Origin of the sequence: Vibrio sp. 10N.286.51.B11, from assembly GCF_041469245.1 — a bacterium.
GTDB lineage: Bacteria > Pseudomonadota > Gammaproteobacteria > Enterobacterales > Vibrionaceae > Vibrio > Vibrio crassostreae_C.
In genome coordinates this window covers 1-19631 of record NZ_JBFRKI010000012.1, presented here as the reverse complement: position 1 = coordinate 19631, position 19631 = coordinate 1, and the positions used below count along the sequence as shown (strand labels likewise).

At 45.3% G+C, this 19631-nt stretch carries 18 protein-coding genes, 4 tRNA genes and 1 other annotated feature; of the genes, 11 read left to right on the top strand and 11 right to left on the bottom strand.

All coding sequences use genetic code 11. The features are described from left to right. Positions 1-111: 111 nt before the first annotated feature. The 7 genes from trpA to AB4154_RS07055 form a co-directional block, all read right to left on the bottom strand. Positions 112-918: a tryptophan synthase subunit alpha gene (gene trpA, locus AB4154_RS07085; RefSeq protein ID WP_017069986.1), complete on the bottom strand. Its 807-nt coding sequence runs from the start codon at positions 916-918 to the stop codon at positions 112-114. Next, positions 918-2108: a tryptophan synthase subunit beta gene (gene trpB, locus AB4154_RS07080; RefSeq protein ID WP_048613233.1), complete on the bottom strand. Its 1191-nt coding sequence runs from the start codon at positions 2106-2108 to the stop codon at positions 918-920. Before trpB ends, trpA begins: the two co-directional genes overlap by 1 nt. Positions 2109-2239: 131 nt before the next feature. Further along, positions 2240-3691 (bottom strand): bifunctional indole-3-glycerol-phosphate synthase TrpC/phosphoribosylanthranilate isomerase TrpF, encoded by a 1452-nt coding sequence (gene trpCF / locus AB4154_RS07075; protein ID WP_372073295.1) that lies wholly within the window; start codon positions 3689-3691, stop codon positions 2240-2242. Positions 3692-3716: 25 nt separating this feature from the next. After that, on the bottom strand, positions 3717-4712 hold the full coding sequence (gene trpD, locus AB4154_RS07070; RefSeq protein ID WP_372122593.1) for an anthranilate phosphoribosyltransferase: 996 nt from the start codon (positions 4710-4712) through the stop codon (positions 3717-3719). Between the two features lie 9 nt (positions 4713-4721). Beyond that, the gene (locus AB4154_RS07065; protein WP_017063544.1) at positions 4722-5330 is read right to left on the bottom strand and encodes an aminodeoxychorismate/anthranilate synthase component II; all 609 of its coding nucleotides are present in this window, start codon (positions 5328-5330) and stop codon (positions 4722-4724) included. A gap of 2 nt (positions 5331-5332) precedes the next feature. Continuing rightward, positions 5333-6922: an anthranilate synthase component 1 gene (locus tag AB4154_RS07060; RefSeq protein ID WP_372122591.1), complete on the bottom strand. Its 1590-nt coding sequence runs from the start codon at positions 6920-6922 to the stop codon at positions 5333-5335. Between the two features lie 125 nt (positions 6923-7047). Next, positions 7048-7162 (bottom strand) — a sequence feature (Trp leader region). Then, a complete protein-coding gene (locus AB4154_RS07055) occupies positions 7109-7234 on the bottom strand; it encodes a trp operon leader peptide (protein WP_009848753.1) in 126 nt (41 codons plus the stop codon). Its footprint overlaps the feature before it by 54 nt. A 120-nt stretch (positions 7235-7354) precedes the next feature. Here AB4154_RS07055 and rnm point away from each other — a divergent pair, with 120 nt between their 5' ends. From rnm to rluB, 3 genes are all read left to right on the top strand, one after another. Continuing rightward, the gene (rnm, locus tag AB4154_RS07050) at positions 7355-8209 is read left to right on the top strand and encodes an RNase RNM (protein WP_017061496.1); all 855 of its coding nucleotides are present in this window, start codon (positions 7355-7357) and stop codon (positions 8207-8209) included. A 62-nt stretch (positions 8210-8271) separates the two neighbouring features. Next, on the top strand, positions 8272-8892 hold the full coding sequence (locus tag AB4154_RS07045; RefSeq protein ID WP_009848751.1) for an L-threonylcarbamoyladenylate synthase: 621 nt from the start codon (positions 8272-8274) through the stop codon (positions 8890-8892). Positions 8893-9051: 159 nt separating this feature from the next. After that, the gene (gene rluB / locus AB4154_RS07040) at positions 9052-10086 is read left to right on the top strand and encodes a 23S rRNA pseudouridine(2605) synthase RluB (RefSeq protein ID WP_017055112.1); all 1035 of its coding nucleotides are present in this window, start codon (positions 9052-9054) and stop codon (positions 10084-10086) included. 227 nt (positions 10087-10313) lie between these two features. On the opposite strand, the gene AB4154_RS07035 is transcribed toward rluB, so the two are convergent. The 3 genes from AB4154_RS07035 to yeiP form a co-directional block, all read right to left on the bottom strand. Then, positions 10314-10796, bottom strand: a complete 483-nt coding sequence (locus AB4154_RS07035) for an RNA methyltransferase (RefSeq protein ID WP_017061495.1) — start codon at positions 10794-10796, stop codon at positions 10314-10316. Positions 10797-10943: 147 nt separating this feature from the next. Beyond that, positions 10944-11273: an HI1450 family dsDNA-mimic protein gene (locus tag AB4154_RS07030; protein ID WP_004741258.1), complete on the bottom strand. Its 330-nt coding sequence runs from the start codon at positions 11271-11273 to the stop codon at positions 10944-10946. Between the two features lie 10 nt (positions 11274-11283). Further along, positions 11284-11853, bottom strand: coding sequence for an elongation factor P-like protein YeiP (gene yeiP, locus AB4154_RS07025; RefSeq protein WP_136977872.1), 570 nt, complete (start codon positions 11851-11853; stop codon positions 11284-11286). A 137-nt stretch (positions 11854-11990) separates the two neighbouring features. On the opposite strand from yeiP, the gene AB4154_RS07020 reads away from it, so the two are divergent. Continuing rightward, positions 11991-12758 (top strand): nucleotidyltransferase, encoded by a 768-nt coding sequence (locus AB4154_RS07020; RefSeq protein ID WP_050620851.1) that lies wholly within the window; start codon positions 11991-11993, stop codon positions 12756-12758. A gap of 93 nt (positions 12759-12851) precedes the next feature. Here the strand turns inward: AB4154_RS07020 and AB4154_RS07015 are convergent, their stop codons facing one another. Next, the gene (locus AB4154_RS07015) at positions 12852-15215 is read right to left on the bottom strand and encodes a DNA polymerase II (RefSeq protein ID WP_372122589.1); all 2364 of its coding nucleotides are present in this window, start codon (positions 15213-15215) and stop codon (positions 12852-12854) included. A gap of 426 nt (positions 15216-15641) precedes the next feature. Here AB4154_RS07015 and uvrY point away from each other — a divergent pair, with 426 nt between their 5' ends. From uvrY to AB4154_RS06980, 7 genes are all read left to right on the top strand, one after another. Then, positions 15642-16286 carry a UvrY/SirA/GacA family response regulator transcription factor gene (gene uvrY, locus AB4154_RS07010; protein ID WP_004729778.1) on the top strand — a complete coding sequence of 215 codons (645 nt, stop codon included), beginning with the start codon at positions 15642-15644 and terminating at the stop codon, positions 16284-16286. Between the two features lie 15 nt (positions 16287-16301). Continuing rightward, positions 16302-18134, top strand: a complete 1833-nt coding sequence (uvrC, locus tag AB4154_RS07005) for an excinuclease ABC subunit UvrC (protein WP_029235668.1) — start codon at positions 16302-16304, stop codon at positions 18132-18134. Positions 18135-18180: 46 nt separating this feature from the next. Then, on the top strand, positions 18181-18738 hold the full coding sequence (pgsA, locus tag AB4154_RS07000; protein ID WP_017061490.1) for a CDP-diacylglycerol--glycerol-3-phosphate 3-phosphatidyltransferase: 558 nt from the start codon (positions 18181-18183) through the stop codon (positions 18736-18738). A 266-nt stretch (positions 18739-19004) separates the two neighbouring features. Continuing rightward, positions 19005-19078: transfer RNA gene (locus tag AB4154_RS06995), tRNA-Cys, on the top strand. Between the two features lie 36 nt (positions 19079-19114). Beyond that, positions 19115-19190: transfer RNA gene (locus AB4154_RS06990), tRNA-Gly, on the top strand. An 80-nt stretch (positions 19191-19270) separates the two neighbouring features. Then, positions 19271-19357, top strand: a tRNA-Leu gene (locus AB4154_RS06985). Positions 19358-19389: 32 nt separating this feature from the next. Then, positions 19390-19465 (top strand) — tRNA-Gly (locus tag AB4154_RS06980). Positions 19466-19631 lie beyond the last annotated feature (166 nt).

Here is a 19631-nt window from a genome sequence, read left to right as displayed (position 1 = left end):
TTTGTATGAGGTGTTGTTTTTATCAGAAATTTAACAATTGAGAGGGTTTGGACGTGTTCTCGGAGAAAAACTCCCACAGCGCAAATTATCGCACTAGTGGGAGCCTATTTATTATTTTTGCGTTGCCGCTTTCATTGGCGTAACAAACTCAGCAAGTGCTTTAAGCATTGCTTCTGGTTGTTCAACGTTGTTTTCAATGATTTTCACAACCGCAGAGCCAGAGATAGCACCAGCAGCGCCAGCTTCGATGGCTTCTTTTACTTGCTCAGGAGCAGAGATACCGAAACCAAGCAGTGCTGGTGGCGCATCAAACTTGTTCAAACGGTCAAGTAGGGCTGTCACAGGCATGTTTGCTTTGGTTTCTGCTCCCGTTACGCCAGCACGAGAAAGTAGGTAAGTGTAACCACCACCTAGCTCAGAAACCGATTGAAGCGTCTCATCACTTGCTGTTGGTGGAGCAATAAAGATTGGGTGAATACCAAACTTCTTAGCTGCAGCAACAAACTCGCCACTCTCGTTGGTTGGTACATCAGCAATCAATACTGAATCGATACCTGCATTCGCACAACGCTCGTAGAAGTTCTCGATACCACGTGCGTACACCAAGTTTGCGTACATCAGTAGGCCGATTGGCAGATCTGGGTATTTAGCACGAATTTGACCAATAAGATCAAAACACACATCTGGCGTTACTTTTGAATCTAACGCGCGAATATTTGCGCCTTGGATTGTCGGGCCATCTGCAAGCGGATCGGAGAATGGAATACCAAGCTCAAGTGCATCTGCACCCGCTTCAACCAAAGTTTCCATGATCTTAAGCGATTGCTCAGGGTTAGGATCGCCAACTGTTACGAATGGTACGAATGCGCCCTGATTCTTTTCAGCTAAGCGAGTGAAGAGTGATTGATAGCGATCCATTATAATGCTCCTTTCTCTTTAAGAATGTCGTGTACAGAGAAAATGTCTTTGTCACCACGGCCAGATAAGTTAACGACTAATAGCTGTTCTTTCTCTGGATCATCGTGAGCCATTTTGATTGCATGAGCCAAAGCATGAGATGACTCTAGCGCTGCGATAATACCTTCGTTACGTGCGATAGCTTGGAAAGCTTCTAGTGCTTCGTCATCGGTTACGTTGTCGTATTCAGCACGGCCAATAGCATTTAGGTGCGCGTGTTGAGGGCCAACTGATGGGAAGTCTAGACCCGCAGATACAGAGTAAGACTCTTCTACTTGACCATTCTCATCTTGCATCAGTGGTGCTTTCATACCGAAGAAGATACCAGTTTTACCGTGTTTAAGCGGCGCGCCGTGTTGGTCGGTATCAATACCTTTACCAGCAGGCTCTACACCGATTAGGCGTACAGACTCTTCTTCAATGAAATCCGCGAACATACCGATAGCGTTTGAACCACCGCCGACACACGCGATAACTGCATCAGGAAGGCGACCTTCACGAGCTAGAATTTGGTTCTTCGTTTCTTCACCAATCATGCGTTGGAAATCACGAACAATCGTTGGGAATGGGTGAGGGCCCGCTGCAGTACCCAATAGGTAGTGCGCGTCTTCATAAGTTGCCGACCAGTCACGTAGCGCTTCGTTACATGCATCTTTTAGCGTTGAAGAGCCAGAATGAACAGGGATAACCTCTGCGCCCATTAGCTTCATACGGAACACGTTCGGGCTTTGACGTTCAACGTCTTTTGCACCCATGTATACACGACACTTAAGACCTAGTAGAGCACACGCTAGAGCCGTTGCCACACCGTGTTGGCCTGCCCCAGTTTCAGCGATGATTTCCTGCTTACCCATACGTTTTGCTAGCAATGCCTGACCAAGAACTTGGTTTGTCTTGTGAGCACCGCCGTGAAGTAGATCTTCACGCTTTAGGTACAGTTTGGTTTTTGTACCTTTTGTTAGGTTGCGTGCTAGCGTTAGCGCCGTTGGACGACCAGCGTACTCTTGAAGAAGCGTCATGAATTCGCTGCGGAACTCAGGATCGGCTTGTGCATCGATAAATGCTTGTTCAAGTTGGTCTAGTGCTGGCACTAGGATCTGCGGTACGTATTGACCACCGTATTCACCAAAGTAGGCATCGAGTTTAGCCATTGTGTTATTCCTTCAATTCTACTGATGTGTATTCACACCAAGTCATTTAATCTTGTTTGAGCTTCGCAAAAGGCAAAGCTCACAAATATGTTTTTAGTTTCTGCTTTCTAATTTCTAGCGCCGAGTTTGGACTAGTAATTGCGAATCGCTGCAAAAGCACGTTGCAGTTTGTCTGCGTCTTTTTTTCCTGGAGCGGATTCAACGCCAGAGTTTAGGTCTAATCCTAAGCAACCCAACTTAGCGGCTTGGTTAGCATTTTCTGGGTTTAGGCCACCCGCCAACATGATTGCGCTTTGGTTGTTGATTAGGTTCCAATCGAACACTTGGCCTGTGCCACCAGTTTGAGAACCCACTTTAGTATCTAGCAGGTGACGAGTCACGTTGCTTTCCAGTAATTCTGGTAGCGAGCTTTTAGCACCGGAAGCAGCACCAGAAGCAACACCGTAAGCTTTCCAAATCTCAACGCTTTCAGGTAGTGACTGTTTTAGCTCATCGACAAACGCTTGAGACTCATCACCGTGCAATTGCACAGCGAACAGGCCTAGCTCAGAAACCGTTTTCGCAACGTCAGTAACGCTGTGGTTTTGGAACACACCCACGTAGTTCAAAGGTGCGCCGCTCATAGTCAAACGAGCCGCTTCGATATCCACATGACGCTTAGATGCTTCAACGAATATCAGACCACCGAATACCGCACCAGCTTGATAAGCCTTTGCTGCATCGTCAGAGTGAGTTAAACCACACACCTTGTTTTCACCCAGTGTTACTTTGCGTACCGCAAGCTCGAGGTTCTTCTCTGCCATTAGAGAGCTACCGATTAGGAAGCCATCTGCAAACGTTGAAAGGTCACGAACTTGTTGATGTGTGTAGATGCCAGACTCTGAAATCACAACTGCGTTTGGAGCCAGTTCGCGAATCAGCGGCGCCAACTCTTTAGTACGGTTCAAATCAGTCGAAAGGTCACGAAGATTACGGTTGTTAATGCCGATCACCTTAGCGTTTAGAGCGACTGCACGGTGAAGCTCTTCTTCGTTGCTGACTTCGGTCAATACACCCATGTTGAGTGAGTGAGCGACTTCCGCCAGCGCTTTGTACTCTTCGTCATCTAATACCGATAGCATTAACAAGATAGCATCAGCTGAGTAATGACGAGCTAGATACACTTGGTAGGTATCAACCATGAAGTCTTTACACAGGATAGGCTGCTTAGCAATGCTGCGAACTTTAGGTAAAAACTCAAAGTCACCTTGGAAGTACTTCTCGTCTGTCAGCACAGAAATCGCGTTTGCGTGGTTGTTGTAAACAGAAGCAATGTAGTCGAGGTCAAACTCGTCACGGATTAAACCTTTTGACGGAGAGGCCTTTTTACATTCAGTGATGAAAACCGTTTGTTCTCCGCTCAGAGCGTCATAAAAGCTGCGGTCTGTTGCAGTTAGTGACGCTTTAAACTCGTCTAATGGTTGAGTCTGCTTACGTGCTTCAACCCATTGGTATTTATCACGAACGATTTTTGCTAATACTTCCGCCATTTCAGCTTCTTTGACTGAAACGTGGGTCGAAAGTTTATCGGTAGTCTGTGTCATGTTCTTTGTCTCGATTCGTCGTTCGTTAGGCGTGTGCAGCAAGCTTTTGTACAAGCTCGTATGCTTTGCCAGAGTTCATCGCGTCAATTGCTTGCTGTGCGTTGGCTTTTAGGTCTTCGTGACCAAACAGACGCATCAGTAGAGCAACGTTGACTGCCACTGCGCCAACTTGAGCATCAGTGCCTTTACCCGTCAGGATATCGGTTGTGATGGCTTTGTTCTCTTCTGGCTCGCCGCCCTTGATTGCTTCAAGAGGGTGAGTGTTCAAACCAAAGTCTGCTGGTGTCACTGTGTATTCGTGAATTGAGCCATCTTTGATTTCAGCAACCATGGTTTCGCCGTGAATCGCTACTTCATCAAGGCCGCTACCGTGAACAACCGCCGCGCGCTTCATGCCCATTTGCAGCATGGTTTCCGCGATAGGGCGTACAAGCTCTTTGCTGTAAACACCCATTAGCTCGATGTTAGGGCGAGCTGGGTTAATCAGTGGGCCAAGGATATTGAAGATAGTGCGCGTTTTCATGGTTTGACGAACAGGCATCGCGTGACGTACACCAACGTGATACTGCGGAGCAAATAGGAACGCTACGCCAAGTTCATCAACAGCCGTACGCGTGTCTTCTGCTGTCATCGCTAGGTTGATACCGAACGAATCCAATAGGTCAGAAGAACCTGATTTGCTCGATACGCTGCGGTTACCGTGCTTCGCGACTTTTAAGCCACATGCTGCGGCAACAAATGCAGAAGTCGTCGAAATATTAATGGTGTTGTGACCGTCGCCACCTGTACCAACGATGTCTGCGAAATCGTAATCAGGGCGAGGGAACGGGTTTGCATTCGCAAGCAGTGCTTTCGCCGCACCAGCGATCTCATCGGGCGTTTCGCCTTTGATTTTTAGTGCAGTCAGCGCAGAAGCCATCAAGATTGGGTCAAGTTCCCCCTTGATGATCACATCAAACAATTGTTGGCTTTCTTCTTGAGTAAGAGACTGCTGTTCGTAAAGTTTATTAATCTGTTCCATGATCGTTTCCTATTTTCCAGTCTTTTCAAGGCGAAGAGGTTTCTCAAGAGCCCATTCGATAGCGTTTGCTAGAAGCGTTGCACCGTAGGTCGTCATAATTGATTCAGGGTGGAATTGGAATCCACACACCTTGTCTTGTTCTTGAACCACAGACATCACCAAATCATCGACTTCAGCTGTCACCGTTAGGCTATCAGATACATGCGTTGCCACTAAAGAGTGATAGCGAGCGATAGCCAGTGGCGAAGGTAAGCCTTGGTAAGTCGCATGGTTTTGGTGTTCCATCATCGACACCTTACCATGAATGATTTCGCCAGCGCCTGCAACGGTGCCGCCATAGGCTTCAACAATCGCTTGGTGGCCTAAGCAAATACCAATCATTGGCACTTTACCTTTTAGAAGCTGAATCAGCTCTGGCATACAGCCCGCATCTGCTGGAGCGCCAGGGCCTGGTGAAAGCAGTGCAACAGGGTTGTCTAGTTCGTTGATCGCCGCTTCAACTACTTTTGCAGGAATGTTGTTACGGTAAATTTTTACGCTGTGACCTAATGAACGAAATTGGTCTACAAGGTTGTAAGTGAACGAGTCGAAGTTATCGATGAATACAATATCAGCCATGATTACGACTCCTTCTTGTTTGTTAGGTTCTTAGTATGAGCTGCTTGAATCGCTGAGATAACCGCTTGTGCTTTGCCGCGAGTTTCATCGGCTTCTGCTTGTGGGTCTGAATCGAATACCACACCAGCGCCAGCTTGTACTTGTGCTACGCCATCTTCAACGTAAGCAGAGCGAATTACGATACAAGTATCTAGAGTCCCTTCACCGGTTAGATAACCGACTGCACCACCGTAGCTACCACGACGCGTTTTTTCTACGTCACGAATAAGCTGCATTGCGCGGATTTTTGGTGCGCCCGTTAGCGTGCCCATGTTCATACAAGCTTGGTAAGCGTGCAGAGCATCTAAGTCTTCACGGAGCTGACCAACAACACGAGAAACCAAGTGCATTACATGGCTGTAGCGGTCTACTTTCAGTAAGTCTGCTACGTGGCGAGTGCCAGCTTCGGCAATACGTGCCACATCGTTACGCGCTAGGTCAACTAGCATCATGTGCTCGGCGTTTTCTTTCTTGTCGGTACGCAGTTCAAGCTCGATACGGCTGTCTAGGTCGAAATCGATTTGACCGTCAGGGCGCTTACCACGACGACGAGTACCAGCAATCGGGTAGATCTCGATTTGGTTGGTTTCTGTCTCGTATTTCAGCGCGCTTTCTGGAGATGCACCGAACAGAGTAAACAGCTCGTCTTGCATGTAGAACATGTAAGGGCTTGGGTTGCTTTGTTTGAGTTCTTTATAAGCCGCCAGTGGGGCAGGGCAAGGTAGAGTGAAGCGGCGTGAAGGTACCACTTGGAATATATCGCCTTTAACTACGTACTCTTTTAAATCACGAACCGTTTGGCAGAAGTCTTCATCTGAAACGCTAGGTACAGCTTCAACGTTGTCTAACGGCGTTACTTCAGTGATGGCTTTCAGGGACTGACACTGAGTTTGAATGTCGGCTAGACGGTCAGTTAATTGCGCTTTGATGTTGTCATCTTGAGCAAATAAGCTCGCGTGAAGTAGGCCTTCGTTCTCTTGGTGATCGAAACGCAATAGTGTTTCAGCTACGTAGAATACAAAGTCAGGACAATTGTTGGTTGCTTCAGCATCACCTAGTGGCTCAAAGTTTGCCACGATGTCGTAAGCGAATAAGCCCGCCATGAATAATGCGTGTTTGTTATCCGCGTCTTGCTCAAAGCTGTGCTGAACCAAACGCAGTGCATCGAATGAAGAGGCTTCTCTTAAACGTGAGTCTTCGTCTAATTCGTTGCTTGGTTCGATAAAAGTCAGCGTCAAAACGTTATCAGTAAGGTCAGATTTAATTTCTGCTTTCACGTTTTGAGTGAGATGTTCGATAAGCGCTTGACCGTTTTCAGTCAATGCTTGAAAGGTTACTTCATGTCCGCGACATACGATGCGAACAGCAGAGTCGATAAGGAGTAGGCTTGTCAGGTTCTGTTTAGATTCAATCTCGGCAGATTCCAACAAAAGACTATCAGTTTTGTTTTCACACAAAGTATGAAAAACGCTGGTTGGATCTTGCGAGTAAGGAACTGAGGAATTGATGACCTCAATGGTTCCCAGCTTTTTGATTTCAATGGCCTTGTTCACAAGACCTCCTTTATGATTCTTTAAATTTCCTGCCGTACATAGTCGCATAAAGATACCTTTCACCCAATCTAGAATATGGTCAATTCGATGATTTGTTAGTCAGTTGAATGTGAGATGTTCGACAAATTAAAAAGCCCGCTATTAAAGCGGGCTTAGTGATAACTTTTTTATAAACAAACTGTTTAATTAGAAGTACACGTTAGCCCACCAAGAACTTGTCCAAGTGCGCCACCAATTAAGCTCTGAACTTGCTTCTACTGAAGAAAGTTCTAAAACTTTATCTTTATGGTTTTGGTTAAATTCTTGTAACATGGTGAACCTATCAAATGTGATACTTCGTATTTGTGTACTAGTTAACTAGTTTTCTGCTTGCGGGTCAAGTGTGTTGACACAAATATAACGATAAAAATTGAAAACAATGAAAAAGAATATATGAGAATTGATCTACATAGTCATACAACAGCCTCAGATGGCCGACTTACTCCACCTGAGCTAATTGACCGAGCGCTTGGCTTTAACATCGAAGCGCTAGCGATTACAGATCATGACACGACTGATGGGCTTGCTGAAGCACGCAGCTACATTGCGGATAACAACCTTCCTATTCAGTTGATAAACGGCATTGAGATTTCGACTGTTTGGCAAAACAAAGATATCCATATTGTTGGGTTAAACGTTGATCCTGAGTCACCAGAACTCAAAGCGCTCATTGAACAACAGAAGCAACACCGTATTGGGCGTGCTGAGATGATCGCTCACCGTCTTGAGAAAGCGACTCGTGAAGGGGTGTTAGAAGAAGTTAAATTGATTGCGGGTGATGCACCAATCACTCGCGCTCACTTTGCTAAGTGGCTAGTCGACAATGGCTATGCGAAAACTATGCAGCAGGTGTTTAAAAAGTTTCTTACTCGTAATAACCCAGGTTATGTGCCGCCAACTTGGTGTTCAATGAGTGATGCTGTCACGGCTATTCATGCTGCTGGTGGACAAGCCGTACTCGCTCACCCTGGGCGATATGGACTTACAGCCAAGTGGGTTAAGCGCCTGCTAGCGGCATTTGTTGAAGCGAAAGGGGATGCGATGGAAGTAGCTCAACCTCAGCAAGCGCAACAAGAAAGACGCACACTCGCGGATTATGCTATACAATACAAACTATTAGCCTCCCAAGGCAGTGATTTCCATTACCCATCTCCGTGGATGGAACTTGGACGCAATCTCTGGCTACCTTCTGGGGTCGAAGAAGTATGGAAAGATTGGGAGTTTCAAACGGTTTCACCATCTGAATAGTCTTTAGGTGAGCCAGCTCCTTCTGATGATAGAGTCGAGAGATTCGATAACGAGGATCAACAATGAGCCAGTTTTTTTATGTACACCCAGATAACCCACAAGCACGCTTAATTACTCAAGCGGTTGCGATTATTCGCAATGGCGGCGTTGTGGTTTATCCAACAGATTCCGGTTATGCGCTGGGCTGTCAGCTTGAAAACAAACAAGCACTTGAACGTATCTGTAAAATTCGTCGCATCGATGACAAGCACAATTTCACCTTGTTATGCCGTGATCTTTCTGAGTTATCACTGTATGCACGCGTTGATAACGTGGCTTTCCGTCTGCTGAAAGCACACACGCCAGGTGCTTACACGTTTATCTTTAAAGCAACTAAAGAAGTGCCAAAGCGTTTGATGAACGCCAAGCGTAAAACGATTGGTATTCGTGTCCCAGACAACAAGATTGCACTCGACCTGTTGGAAGCGATGGGCGAACCACTGATGTCGACGTCTCTGATTCTTCCGGGTAACGAGACTACAGAGTCGGATCCAGAAGAAATTCGTGACAGCCTAGAACATGCGGTTGATGTCATTTTGAATGGCGGTTACTTAGGTGAGCAACCGACGACGGTTATCGACTTCAGTGACGATGATGCCGTGGTTCTACGTCGTGGTGCTGGCGATCCTGCGCCGTTTGAATAATCGCTTTACTGATTAACAGTCTGTAACGATACAGCAAACCTGCCACAGTAAATAACAAGTGCTTTTTGGCAGGTTATTTGCGATAATACGCGACCGCGATTTGGTCGCGAAAAATTCATTCGACGTCTGTGAAGACGACAATTAGGTAGAAAAGAGTAAATGAGCGAAAAATTACAGAAGGTTTTAGCGCGAGCTGGTCACGGTTCTCGTCGTGAACTAGAAGGTTTAATCAAATCTGGTCGTGTAAGTGTTAACGGTCAAGTTGCGAAACTGGGCGAGCGTCTTGAAGACGAGAACTCAGTGATCCGTATCGATGGCCATACTGTTTCAGGCAAGGCTTCTGAAGAAGTGGTTTGTCGTGTACTTGCTTACTACAAACCTGAAGGTGAGCTTTGTACTCGTCACGATCCTGAAGGCCGCCGTACTGTTTTCGATCGTCTACCTAAGATCCGTGGTTCTCGTTGGATTTCAGTTGGTCGTCTTGATGCAAACACATCAGGCCTTTTGCTTTTCACTACTGATGGTGAGCTTGCAAACCGTCTAATGCACCCAAGCCGTCAGGTTGAACGTGAGTACCTAGTACGTGTATTCGGTGAAGTGACTGAGCAGAAAGTTAAAAACGTTACTCGTGGCGTACAACTAGAAGACGGCATGGCTCGTTTTGAAGATGTGGTTTACGCTGGTGGTGAAGGTATGAACCATACTTTCTATGTAGCGATTAACGAAGGTCGTAACCGTGAAGTTCGTCGTCTTTGGGAATCACAAGAAACAACAGTAAGCCGCCTGAAACGTGTACGTTACGGTGATATCTACCTTGATAAGAAACTGCCTCGTGGCGGTTGGAAAGAGCTAGATCTTCAAGAAGTTAACTACTTGCGTGAGCTTGTTGAGCTTAAGCCTGAGAAAGAGACACTGTTGGATCTTGATCCTTCAAACACTTCTCGTAAGCGTGAGCGTTCTCGTAGCCAAAAAATTCGTCGCGCTGTTAAGCGTCACGAAGAGCGTGCAAACGCACCAAAAGGCCGTAGCAACCAAACTAAGCGTAAGAAGCCTGCAACTCGCGGTACTACAACACCTGATTCAGGTCGTAGCGCTCCAGCTGCAAACAAAGGCAAACCTCAGGCTAACAAAAGTAAGCCTAAACTGAACAACGGTCGTCCGGCTAAACCAGCTAAGCCAAGAACACGTCAGTAATTACGTAATTTATTGCGCGTAAAGCTTCATTGGCTAAAAGCACTGAATACTAAAAAACCTGCTCATTGAGCAGGTTTTTTTACGTCTAGAAGAAATAAAAGATTCGGGATGCGAGTAATCGAGTATCGAAAACATACTGCCATAATCGGCAGTAAGCATGCTCTTCGCATCTCTTATCTCGTTTACACGTATCTATAAATCTTTTCTCATCTCGTATCTCGTTCTATTTACTTATGATTCGAGAAGTTATCGCCTTTCGCTAATCGGTCGTAAAGCACTACATTCACTGATGCTGCTAGGTTCATGCAGCCGTTGGTCGGAACGTAAATCGTCTCACGACAGAAATCTGTGATTTCTTTCTTTAGCGTGCCATCTTCTGGGCCAAAAATGTAAAACGCGCGTGGTGGGTGCTTGTAATCAGGTAGAGGCTTAGCACCTTCAATCAGATCAACAGCAACCGGCACGCAGCCTACTGGAATAATATCTTTCAGCTCTTCAACACCAATCAAAGGCAGGGCTAAGTGCTTTTCTTTGGTGTCGGTATGGAATTTTCGCGCATGGTCGTAGCGTGTGCCAGTGTAAAACACAGAGTTGGCGCCGTAGCAGCCAGCAGCTCGCATTACAGAGCCTACGTTTTCAGGCGTCTTTGGGTTAACTAGGCCAATGCAGGCATAGCCTTTTGATTGTGTGTCTGTTTTTGCTTTGGTCATAATCAGTGAATCTAAAGTTGATGATGAAAGTGAGTAATCATGATGAGAAATGGCGTGATAAAAATAGCCGAGCAATCGGCTCGGCTAACTTTTAACTCGCTTACATGAATACTTGTTTACTCATGCTGATGAGCGTCAACAGCGGTATTAGTCACGTTTCCACAGCATGTGACAGAACTTATGTTCTGGGTCACGGCTGATTAGCATGCGAGCAAATACGTCGTCTAGAACGTCATCAGCTTCATTCACAAGACCAATGCGCACTTCAGCGTAGATTTCTTTGTCGACTTCAAAGCCAACATGTTCAACCCAATCATCGCCAGTTTCAACAAGCTCTGCAGCACCACGATCTTCAAACTGAGCTGTGAATAGAATCACGTCTGCAGGTTCAAGATTATCAGGTGCCATCTCTAGAAAGATGTCGTATGCAGTATCAATTGCATCGTCGTAAGACATTAGGTCGTTAGCTTCGGTCATAATAAGTATCTTAGCTTGCGCGGTTCATGTATTTACGTTCAGCTGTGTTCACAACAACTTTGTCGCCAGTTGCGATGTACTCAGGAACTTGAACAGTAAGGCCTGTAGACAGACGAGCTGGCTTAGTACGAGCAGACGCTGATGCACCTTTGATTGAAGGGTCAGTTTCTTCGATAACAAGCTCAACTGAAGTTGGTAGCTCAAGTGTTGCTGCATTGCCGTCGATAAGAATCGCGTACATGCCTTGAGTTTCTTCGTTTATGAACAGCAGTTCGTCTTCGATGGTTTCACCGTTGAAGATGAATTGTGTGTAATCTTCGTTATCCATGAAGATGTACTCGTTGCCGTCAACGTAAGAGAACATTACTGCACGCTTAGTTACGTCGATAGTTTCAACGATTTCGTCAGCCTTGTGGCGAACTTCAGTTTTAACGCCAGTTGCTACATCGTTACCACGGAAGCGGTAAATTTTTTGGCCGCCACGGCCGCCTGGTGTTGTTACTTCGATATCTTTAACTAGTATTGTTTTACCATCAACGTCGATCGCAAAACCTTTTTTAATTTCACTTGCTCTAGGCATTTTGTGTTTGTCCTTAGTGGGTCTATCCGCTGATTATATCTCGGAGATGCTATAAATAGGAATAGCTTGAATCATAAAGTCACCTAGGCGATCATAGAGTTATAGTTAAATCATGATTTTATTTACCGAAACGACCTATGCAGCTACCTGTTATTGACCCAACACAGCCTTTTCAACCTGAATTTCAACCTGTGGTTAACGATCTGATTACCTTTCTAAAAGGTGGGTTAGGATCTAATCTGCACAGTATTTATATTTATGGCAGTGTGGCTCGTAAGCAAGCCGTCGTTGGTCGCTCCAATCTAGATGTGGTTGTGGTGACCCATCGACCGTTTCCTGACCAACGAACCACTTTGTTGAACACCATCAAATGGCGTTTCCAAAAGAGCTTCCCGCAGGTAACTCAAGTGGCGATAAAAACTACCTTAGTGAGTGAGATAGTCGATTTCGACAATATCTTCACTTGGGGTTTTATGCTCAAGCATTTAGCCGTGTGTGTGCATGGTGAAGACTTATCAGACTGCTATGGTGATTTTGAAACAAGTTGGGAAATCGCTAAGCACTGGAATATGGATGCGGAAAACTGGTTGGCGGTGTATCGCAACAAGATCGCACGAGCGACAACGCCAGAACAACAAGTCGCTGCGCAGGTGATTATTGCCAAGAAGCTTCTACGGGCGAGTTACTCACTGGTGATGTACCGCGATAAATATTGGTACGATGATCCTGTTGAATGTGGCCAACAGTTCTTGAAGTATCACCCAGATCGAGAAGTCGAAATCCAAAGGTTGGGCATTTTACTTTCTGGTCGACCAATCCCTAAACGTTCGGTGATCGGTATTCTTGATGGCTTTGGTGAGTGGTTGATTAAGCAGTATCAGAAAACCGAGTTCAGAATCGGATAGAGATTTATAACCGATCCATTGATACTAAAAAGCAGAGTGTGCTGAAGAACATATCTCTGCTTTTTTCGTTTTAAGAGCATATTGAATATAGTGCTAGAACAAACCCAACTGCTGCCCACTAACTCTTTCAAAGTCTAAACCGATGAAGGGCAGTATTGCCTCTGCGACCGGTTTAATCTGCTTGTCGATATAGTGCTGATAATCGATACCACTCTTTAAATACTCCTTGGGCTCAGGGCCACTCAGAGTAATCAAATACTCAATGCGTCCTTTATTTTGGTATTGAAGAGGGCGCCCTAACTGAGCATTGATCTCATCGGCCATACGAGCTGCGCGAACCTGCGGCGGAATGTTCTTTTGGTATTCATGTAATTTGCGGCGTAAGCGCTTTTGATACACCAATAAATCATCATGTTTGCCAGCAGAGGTTTCATCAACAAACTGTCTGACGTAGTCGGTTGGATCTTGATCGTGAAACACCATCTCATACAAGGTTTGTTGGAATTGCTGTGCGAGAGGTGTCCAATCGGTGCGTGCACTCTCAAGCCCTTTAAATATGATCTTTTCTTTATCGCCTTGAGTGATTAATCCGGCATAACGTTTCTTCGAGCCGGTTTCTGAACCTCTAATGGTCGGCATTAGAAACTTGCGATAGTGAGTCTCGTATTCCAATTCGAGTATTGAGGTTAGGTTGTGGGTCTCTTTTAAGTGATTCGTCCACCAATCGTTGATGTAAGCGACCAGTGTGTTCCCGATCTCGTCTGCTTTTTGCTGATCATAACTGCCGTTCAGAGACACGAAGGTTGAATCGGTATCGCCGTAAATCACTTGATAGCCTTTGTCTTCGATCAGAACCTTGGTTTGCTTCATGATCTCATGTCCACGCATGGTAATTGAAGACGCTAACCGGGTATCGAAGAAACGACAACCAGACGAACCTAACACACCATAGAATGAGTTCATGATGATCTTAATCGCCTGAGAGAACGCTTTCTCGTTGTTCTTCTTCGCCACATCACGTGCAGCCCAAAGGTTTTCGATCATCTCGGGCAAGAAGTGTTTAGAGCGGTGGAATTGCCCACCTCGAAAGCCATCAACGGCTTGGTTTTCTGCTGGGCCTAGTTCAAGCTTCAACCCTTCAATTAGTCCCATAGGGTCAATCAGAAACGAGCGAATGATCGATGGATACAGGCTCTTAAAATCGAGTACCAAAACCGAGTCGTACAGATTGGGAATTGAATCCATCACATAACCGCCGGGGCTCGCAATCCAATTCTCTGGCTCTAAGTTCGGTGCGACATAACCCGCTCTGTGGATTTGAGGCAGATATAAGTTAGTAAAGGCCGCAACAGAGCCACCAACGCGATCCAGCTCAACACCGGTTAATCGAGAGCGCTCAATCGCGAAGTCGAGTAGGTGAGTGTGCTCGAAGATGCTGTTTACCAGTACGCAGTCTTGAAGGTTGTACTTAGCGAGTGAGGGTTTATCGAACTTAAACATTCGGTTTATCTCATCCATACGGTCATGAACGTTATGGATGTCTTTGCCTTCCCCAAGCAGCTCTTGCGATACCGACTCAAGAGACCAAGAACGGAAGTGGTAGGTCGCTGTCTTGAGCATATCAATACCATCCAAGACAACGCGCCCCGGAATCGTGATAAAACCTTGCTGATTTTGAGCAGAACTGCGGAAAAAGCTCGGTTGGTTGTCTCTGCCGATGTTGAGCTTCACTTCGTTCCATTCTGAACGTTTGTGCAGCAGCCTAAAATCGAAGTCGATAACATTCCAGCCAATGATGATGTCAGGATCAAATTCAGAGAACCAAGCTATCATGGCTTCAAGTAGCGCTTTCTCGTTGGCAACCCATTGGATATTGGTTTCAGCTTGTTGTGCTTCGCCGACCATGATTACTCGGCTGTCCATTGGGCTGTCTAGGCCAATTGAATAAAGCACGCCTTTTTCCGAACACTCAATATCAAGCGAGACCACAGATAGACTGGGTAAGTAATCACCTGCTCGGCATTTTGCGTTTGAGACTCGACGATGCTGATTTTTTTGCACAGCAGATCCGGTGAACTCAATACTTCCCTTGATAAAACGTTCCATCAAGAATCGATCGGCGAGTCGAATATCGCTTTCAAAGGTTTGGATTTCTTCGTTGTGAAAGGCTTGCGCTAAACCAAAGCTGCTTCTCGACAGTGAGGTGTAACACGCGGCGAGAGGTGTTTGCTCGAATGTGGCTAATTCTAGAGGCTTAAATTGGCAATCGATCGACTCTTTCGCTGCGATTGTCTGACATGCCTCAACGTCAGATTGAGCGACAAAAAATACCGGTTTTTCATTTTGAATCGTCAGCAGAGTAGGGCCTTGAGGGGTGCTTAACCACAAGTCGATTTGTGTGCGCCCTGAAAAATCTCTTGCTTGTCTTGTGAGTACAAAGCCTTGCTGAATATCCAATGTAGTAACCTATTGAAATGGGGAATCGAATACTACCATCTAGCGACCTTCTGCGCACAAAAGGCAGTAAAAATACTAACTAAATTCTAGTTAGTAGAGGCAAATAACGGGACTCTATAAGCAAATAAGTGAAATTGTCGCGAATGGTTATTCAATGGTATTGAAAATATCTTTATCTTATGTAATTTTATTGGGTGTTGTTTTAACTGGTTGATTTTTAGAAAAAGCTTGTTGTTTTAGTTAGCTTATTTGTTAATAAGTACTTGCTAAAGTTCGTGTTTCAGCACATATTCAACAGAGCTTTTTTTTAGTAATTAAGTTAAGATGTACTCAATGCTGCGATCCACTGTTCCTTTGTTCAATTGTTTCAAACAGATGAAATGACACAGTGGTTGCAGAGCCAATTAATAGTGTGGAGATACAAGTTTGATAAATGTTTTCCTTGTAGATGATCACGAGCTGGTTCGCACAGGGATACGACGTATTATTGAAGACGTCCGTGGAATGAACGTAGCAGGGGAAGCTGAAAGCGGTGAAGATGCTGCAAAATGGTGTCGTACTAACAATACTGACGTTATTTTGATGGATATGAATATGCCTGGTATTGGTGGCTTAGAAGCAACCAAGAAGATCTTGCGTTTCAACCCTGATGTTAAAATCATCGTTTTAACTGTTCATACGGAAAATCCGTTTCCAACTAAAGTGATGCAAGCTGGAGCTGCTGGTTACCTTACTAAAGGGGCAGGTCCGGATGAAATGGTAAATGCAATTCGAGTGGTTAATAGTGGCCAACGATACATTTCACCAGAAATTGCGCAGCAGATGGCTTTGAGCCAATTCTCGCCTGCGTCTGAAAATCCATTCGCAGACTTATCTGAACGTGAACTTCAAATCATGATGATGATTACCAAAGGTCAGAAAGTGACGGATATTTCAGAACAACTCAATCTAAGTCCTAAAACAGTCAACAGTTACCGCTACCGCTTGTTCAGTAAGCTGGATATCAGTGGCGATGTAGAGCTGACGCATTTAGCGATTAGACATGGAATGTTAGACACTGAGACCCTTTAACACTGAGATCGTATAGTGACCAACTTGTTTGACTCAGTCTCATTCCTCAAGACAGTAACAGAGCAGCCCGGCGTTTATCGAATGTATAACGCCGAGGCTGCCGTTATTTACGTCGGTAAAGCTAAGAACCTCAAAAAACGCCTTTCCAGTTATTTCCGTAAAAAAGTCGACAGTGAAAAAACACGCGCTCTAGTTAGTAATATTGACAAGATCGATGTCACTGTAACGCACACGGAAACAGAAGCGCTCATTCTTGAGCACAACTACATCAAGCAGTACTTGCCTAAATACAACGTACTTTTGCGTGATGATAAGTCGTACCCTTATATTTTTATTAGCGGTCACAAGCATCCTCGTTTGTCGATGCACCGTGGTGCTAAGAAGAAAAAGGGCGAATACTTTGGTCCTTACCCTGATTCCGGCGCTGTGCGTGAGACGCTACACCTAATCCAAAAGATTTTCCCTGCCCGCCAGTGTGAAGATACGGTTTATGCCAATAGAACGCGCCCGTGTTTGATGTATCAGATTGGTCGTTGTGCTGCGCCATGTGTTAGCTCAATCATCTCTGATGAAGAGTACAGTGAACTTATCGACTACGTTCGTCTGTTCCTGCAAGGGAAAGACAAATTAGTCCTTGAGACGCTCATCGACAAAATGGACAAGGCAAGCCGTGAGCTTCGTTTTGAACAAGCTGCCGCTTTCCGTGATCAAATCCAAGCGATTCGACGTGTGCAAGAACAACAATACGTATCTGACGATTCAATGGAAGATATGGACGTGTTGGGATTTGCTCAAGAGAATGGCGTAGCGTGTATTCATATCTTGATGATTCGCCAAGGCAAGGTTTTAGGCAGTAGAAGCCATTTCCCTAAAATTCCCAACAATACGGTGCGAGAAGAGGTCTTTTCGAGCTTTTTAAGCCAATACTATCTTGCGCATAGTGAAGCGAGAACCATCCCAACCCGTTTGATTCTCAATGCCGATTTGATGGAAGATGTCACACCGATTCAAGAAGCCTTGTGTGAAGTAGCGGGTCGTAAGATTCACTTCAATACCAACCCTTCAGGTACTCGAGGTCGTTACCTTAAATTGTCTAATACCAATGCATTGACGGCTATTACCACCAAGATTAATCACAAGATGACGATTAATCAGCGCTTCAAAGAGCTCCAAGAAGTGCTGTCGATGGATGCTATCAAGCGCATGGAATGTTTTGATATCAGTCATACCATGGGTGAAAGCACGATTGCGTCGTGTGTGGTGTTCAATCAAGAAGGCCCGGTTAAACCAGAGTACCGTCGTTACAACATCACCGGCATTACAGGTGGCGATGATTATGCAGCGATGGCTCAGGCGCTTGAGAGACGTTATTCGAAGCAACTCGATGTCGACAAGATCCCAGACATCATCTTTATCGATGGTGGTAAAGGTCAGCTAAACCGCGCTCATGAGATCATTTCTCAATATTGGGGTGATTGGCCGTTTAGACCAAGAATGATGGGTATTGCGAAAGGCGTGACGCGTAAACCGGGTTTAGAAACTTTGGTAACCCTTGAAGGTGAAGAGTTTAATTTACCTAGCGATGCACCAGCGCTGCATCTTATCCAGCACATTCGTGATGAGAGCCATAATCATGCGATTGCAGGGCACAGGGCGAAACGTGGTAAAACGCGCAGAACCAGTGCTTTGGAAGGAATTGAAGGGGTAGGACCTAAACGTCGTCAAGCTTTGCTGAAATATATGGGTGGCTTACAAGAACTTAAGCGTGCAACTGTCGAAGAAATAGCCAAAGTGCCGGGCATTAGTCATTCTTTGGCAGAAAACATTTATCAAGCATTGAAACAATAGTAAAAATCCCGCACCATTAAAGCGCAATTAATAAGAGCCCAATAATATGCGTTTGAATATACCTAACATTTTGTCCTTACTGAGACTATTTTTGATCCCAGTATTCGTTGTCGTTTTCTATCTACCTTATCAATGGGCTCCTTTCGCTGCTGCGATGGTGTTTTGGGTAGCCGGTTTCACTGATTGGCTAGATGGCATGCTAGCTCGTAAGTTAGGGCAAACGTCTCGCTTCGGTGCCTTCATTGACCCTGTGGCTGACAAAGTGTTGGTCGCTACGGCTCTTATCCTGATTACAGAGCATTACCACTCTATTTGGATAACTATTCCAGCCGTGACCATGATTGCTCGTGAGATCATCATTTCAGCGCTTCGTGAATGGATGGCTGAAATCGGTAAACGCGCAAGTGTTGCGGTATCTTGGGTTGGTAAAGTCAAAACGGTTTCTCAGATGTTCGCTCTTTGGGTACTTATCTGGAGATACGACGACTGGATGGTGTGGGTAGGTTACATTGCACTGTATGTCGCCACCGTTCTTACTTACTGGTCAATGGCACAATACTTGATGGCTGCCAAAGACGATTTGTTAGACGAAAAACATCATTGATGAAGAAGCGAGCTGAGGCTCGCTTTTTTGATCTTTAACCTAAGGTTAAGTTATCAATAGTGGATATCTAATGTGATATAGATCTCCTTTGAATAACCCGCTCACAGTGTGTTTTGAACATAAAGTCAGCTATTTGGCCTGTTTCGTATGAAATCTATTCAAACGAATTAAAAATACAAAAATAATATTGACTCAATCGTCTGAATCCGTAGAATGCATCCCGTACCCAAGAGGATGGCAATGAGCGATTCGATTGGAGTTACTAAGGCGCCTTGGCAGAGTGGCTATGCAGCGGATTGCAAATCCGTGGACCTCGGTTCGACTCCGGGAGGCGCCTCCATTCTCTCTTTCTTCTAGAAAGAATTTGAATGAAAATGCGATACTAGCTCAGTTGGTAGAGCGCAACCTTGCCAAGGTTGAGGTCATCGGTTCGAACCCGATGTATCGCTCCAAATTTTGTAATGTTGATTGGCGTCAGCATTAAGATGGTGTTTTACTTTTCAGTAATCGGCATCGCAATAAAGAATTGCGTGCCCTGGTGGTGGAATTGGTAGACACAAGGGATTTAAAATCCCTCGGCGTTCGCGCTGTGCCGGTTCAAGTCCGGCCCGGGGCACCATCTATTAAAGTCTTTATCTCGATAAAGCAAATGCGATACTAGCTCAGTTGGTAGAGCGCAACCTTGCCAAGGTTGAGGTCATCGGTTCGAACCCGATGTATCGCTCCAAATTAAGAAGCCCGAACAGAAATGTTCGGGCTTTTTGGTTTCTGACGTTTAGCTTTTACGTTTAAGAACTCTTCTTGTTCGAATCCGCACTCAACATTCATTTCTATCTCTGTTTCAAATTTTGCAATCAAGTTAGTTTTTAAAAGCGAGATTCCCTATGAACTCG

Excerpts from the sequence above, each read along its gene's own strand:
- trpA (WP_017069986.1), bottom strand. The coding sequence starts at position 918 with ATGGATCGCTATCAATCACTCTTCACTCGCTTAGCTGAAAAGAATCAG.
- trpB (WP_048613233.1), bottom strand. The coding sequence starts at position 2,108 with ATGGCTAAACTCGATGCCTACTTTGGTGAATACGGTGGTCAATACGTA.
- trpCF (WP_372073295.1), bottom strand. The coding sequence starts at position 3,691 with ATGACACAGACTACCGATAAACTTTCGACCCACGTTTCAGTCAAAGAA.
- trpD (WP_372122593.1), bottom strand. The coding sequence starts at position 4,712 with ATGGAACAGATTAATAAACTTTACGAACAGCAGTCTCTTACTCAAGAA.
- AB4154_RS07065 (WP_017063544.1), bottom strand. The coding sequence starts at position 5,330 with ATGGCTGATATTGTATTCATCGATAACTTCGACTCGTTCACTTACAAC.
- AB4154_RS07055 (WP_009848753.1), bottom strand. The coding sequence starts at position 7,234 with ATGTTACAAGAATTTAACCAAAACCATAAAGATAAAGTTTTAGAACTT.
- rnm (WP_017061496.1), top strand. The coding sequence starts at position 7,355 with ATGAGAATTGATCTACATAGTCATACAACAGCCTCAGATGGCCGACTT.
- AB4154_RS07045 (WP_009848751.1), top strand. The coding sequence starts at position 8,272 with ATGAGCCAGTTTTTTTATGTACACCCAGATAACCCACAAGCACGCTTA.
- rluB (WP_017055112.1), top strand. The coding sequence starts at position 9,052 with ATGAGCGAAAAATTACAGAAGGTTTTAGCGCGAGCTGGTCACGGTTCT.
- AB4154_RS07035 (WP_017061495.1), bottom strand. The coding sequence starts at position 10,796 with ATGACCAAAGCAAAAACAGACACACAATCAAAAGGCTATGCCTGCATT.
- AB4154_RS07030 (WP_004741258.1), bottom strand. The coding sequence starts at position 11,273 with ATGACCGAAGCTAACGACCTAATGTCTTACGACGATGCAATTGATACT.
- yeiP (WP_136977872.1), bottom strand. The coding sequence starts at position 11,853 with ATGCCTAGAGCAAGTGAAATTAAAAAAGGTTTTGCGATCGACGTTGAT.
- AB4154_RS07020 (WP_050620851.1), top strand. The coding sequence starts at position 11,991 with ATGCAGCTACCTGTTATTGACCCAACACAGCCTTTTCAACCTGAATTT.
- pgsA (WP_017061490.1), top strand. The coding sequence starts at position 18,181 with ATGCGTTTGAATATACCTAACATTTTGTCCTTACTGAGACTATTTTTG.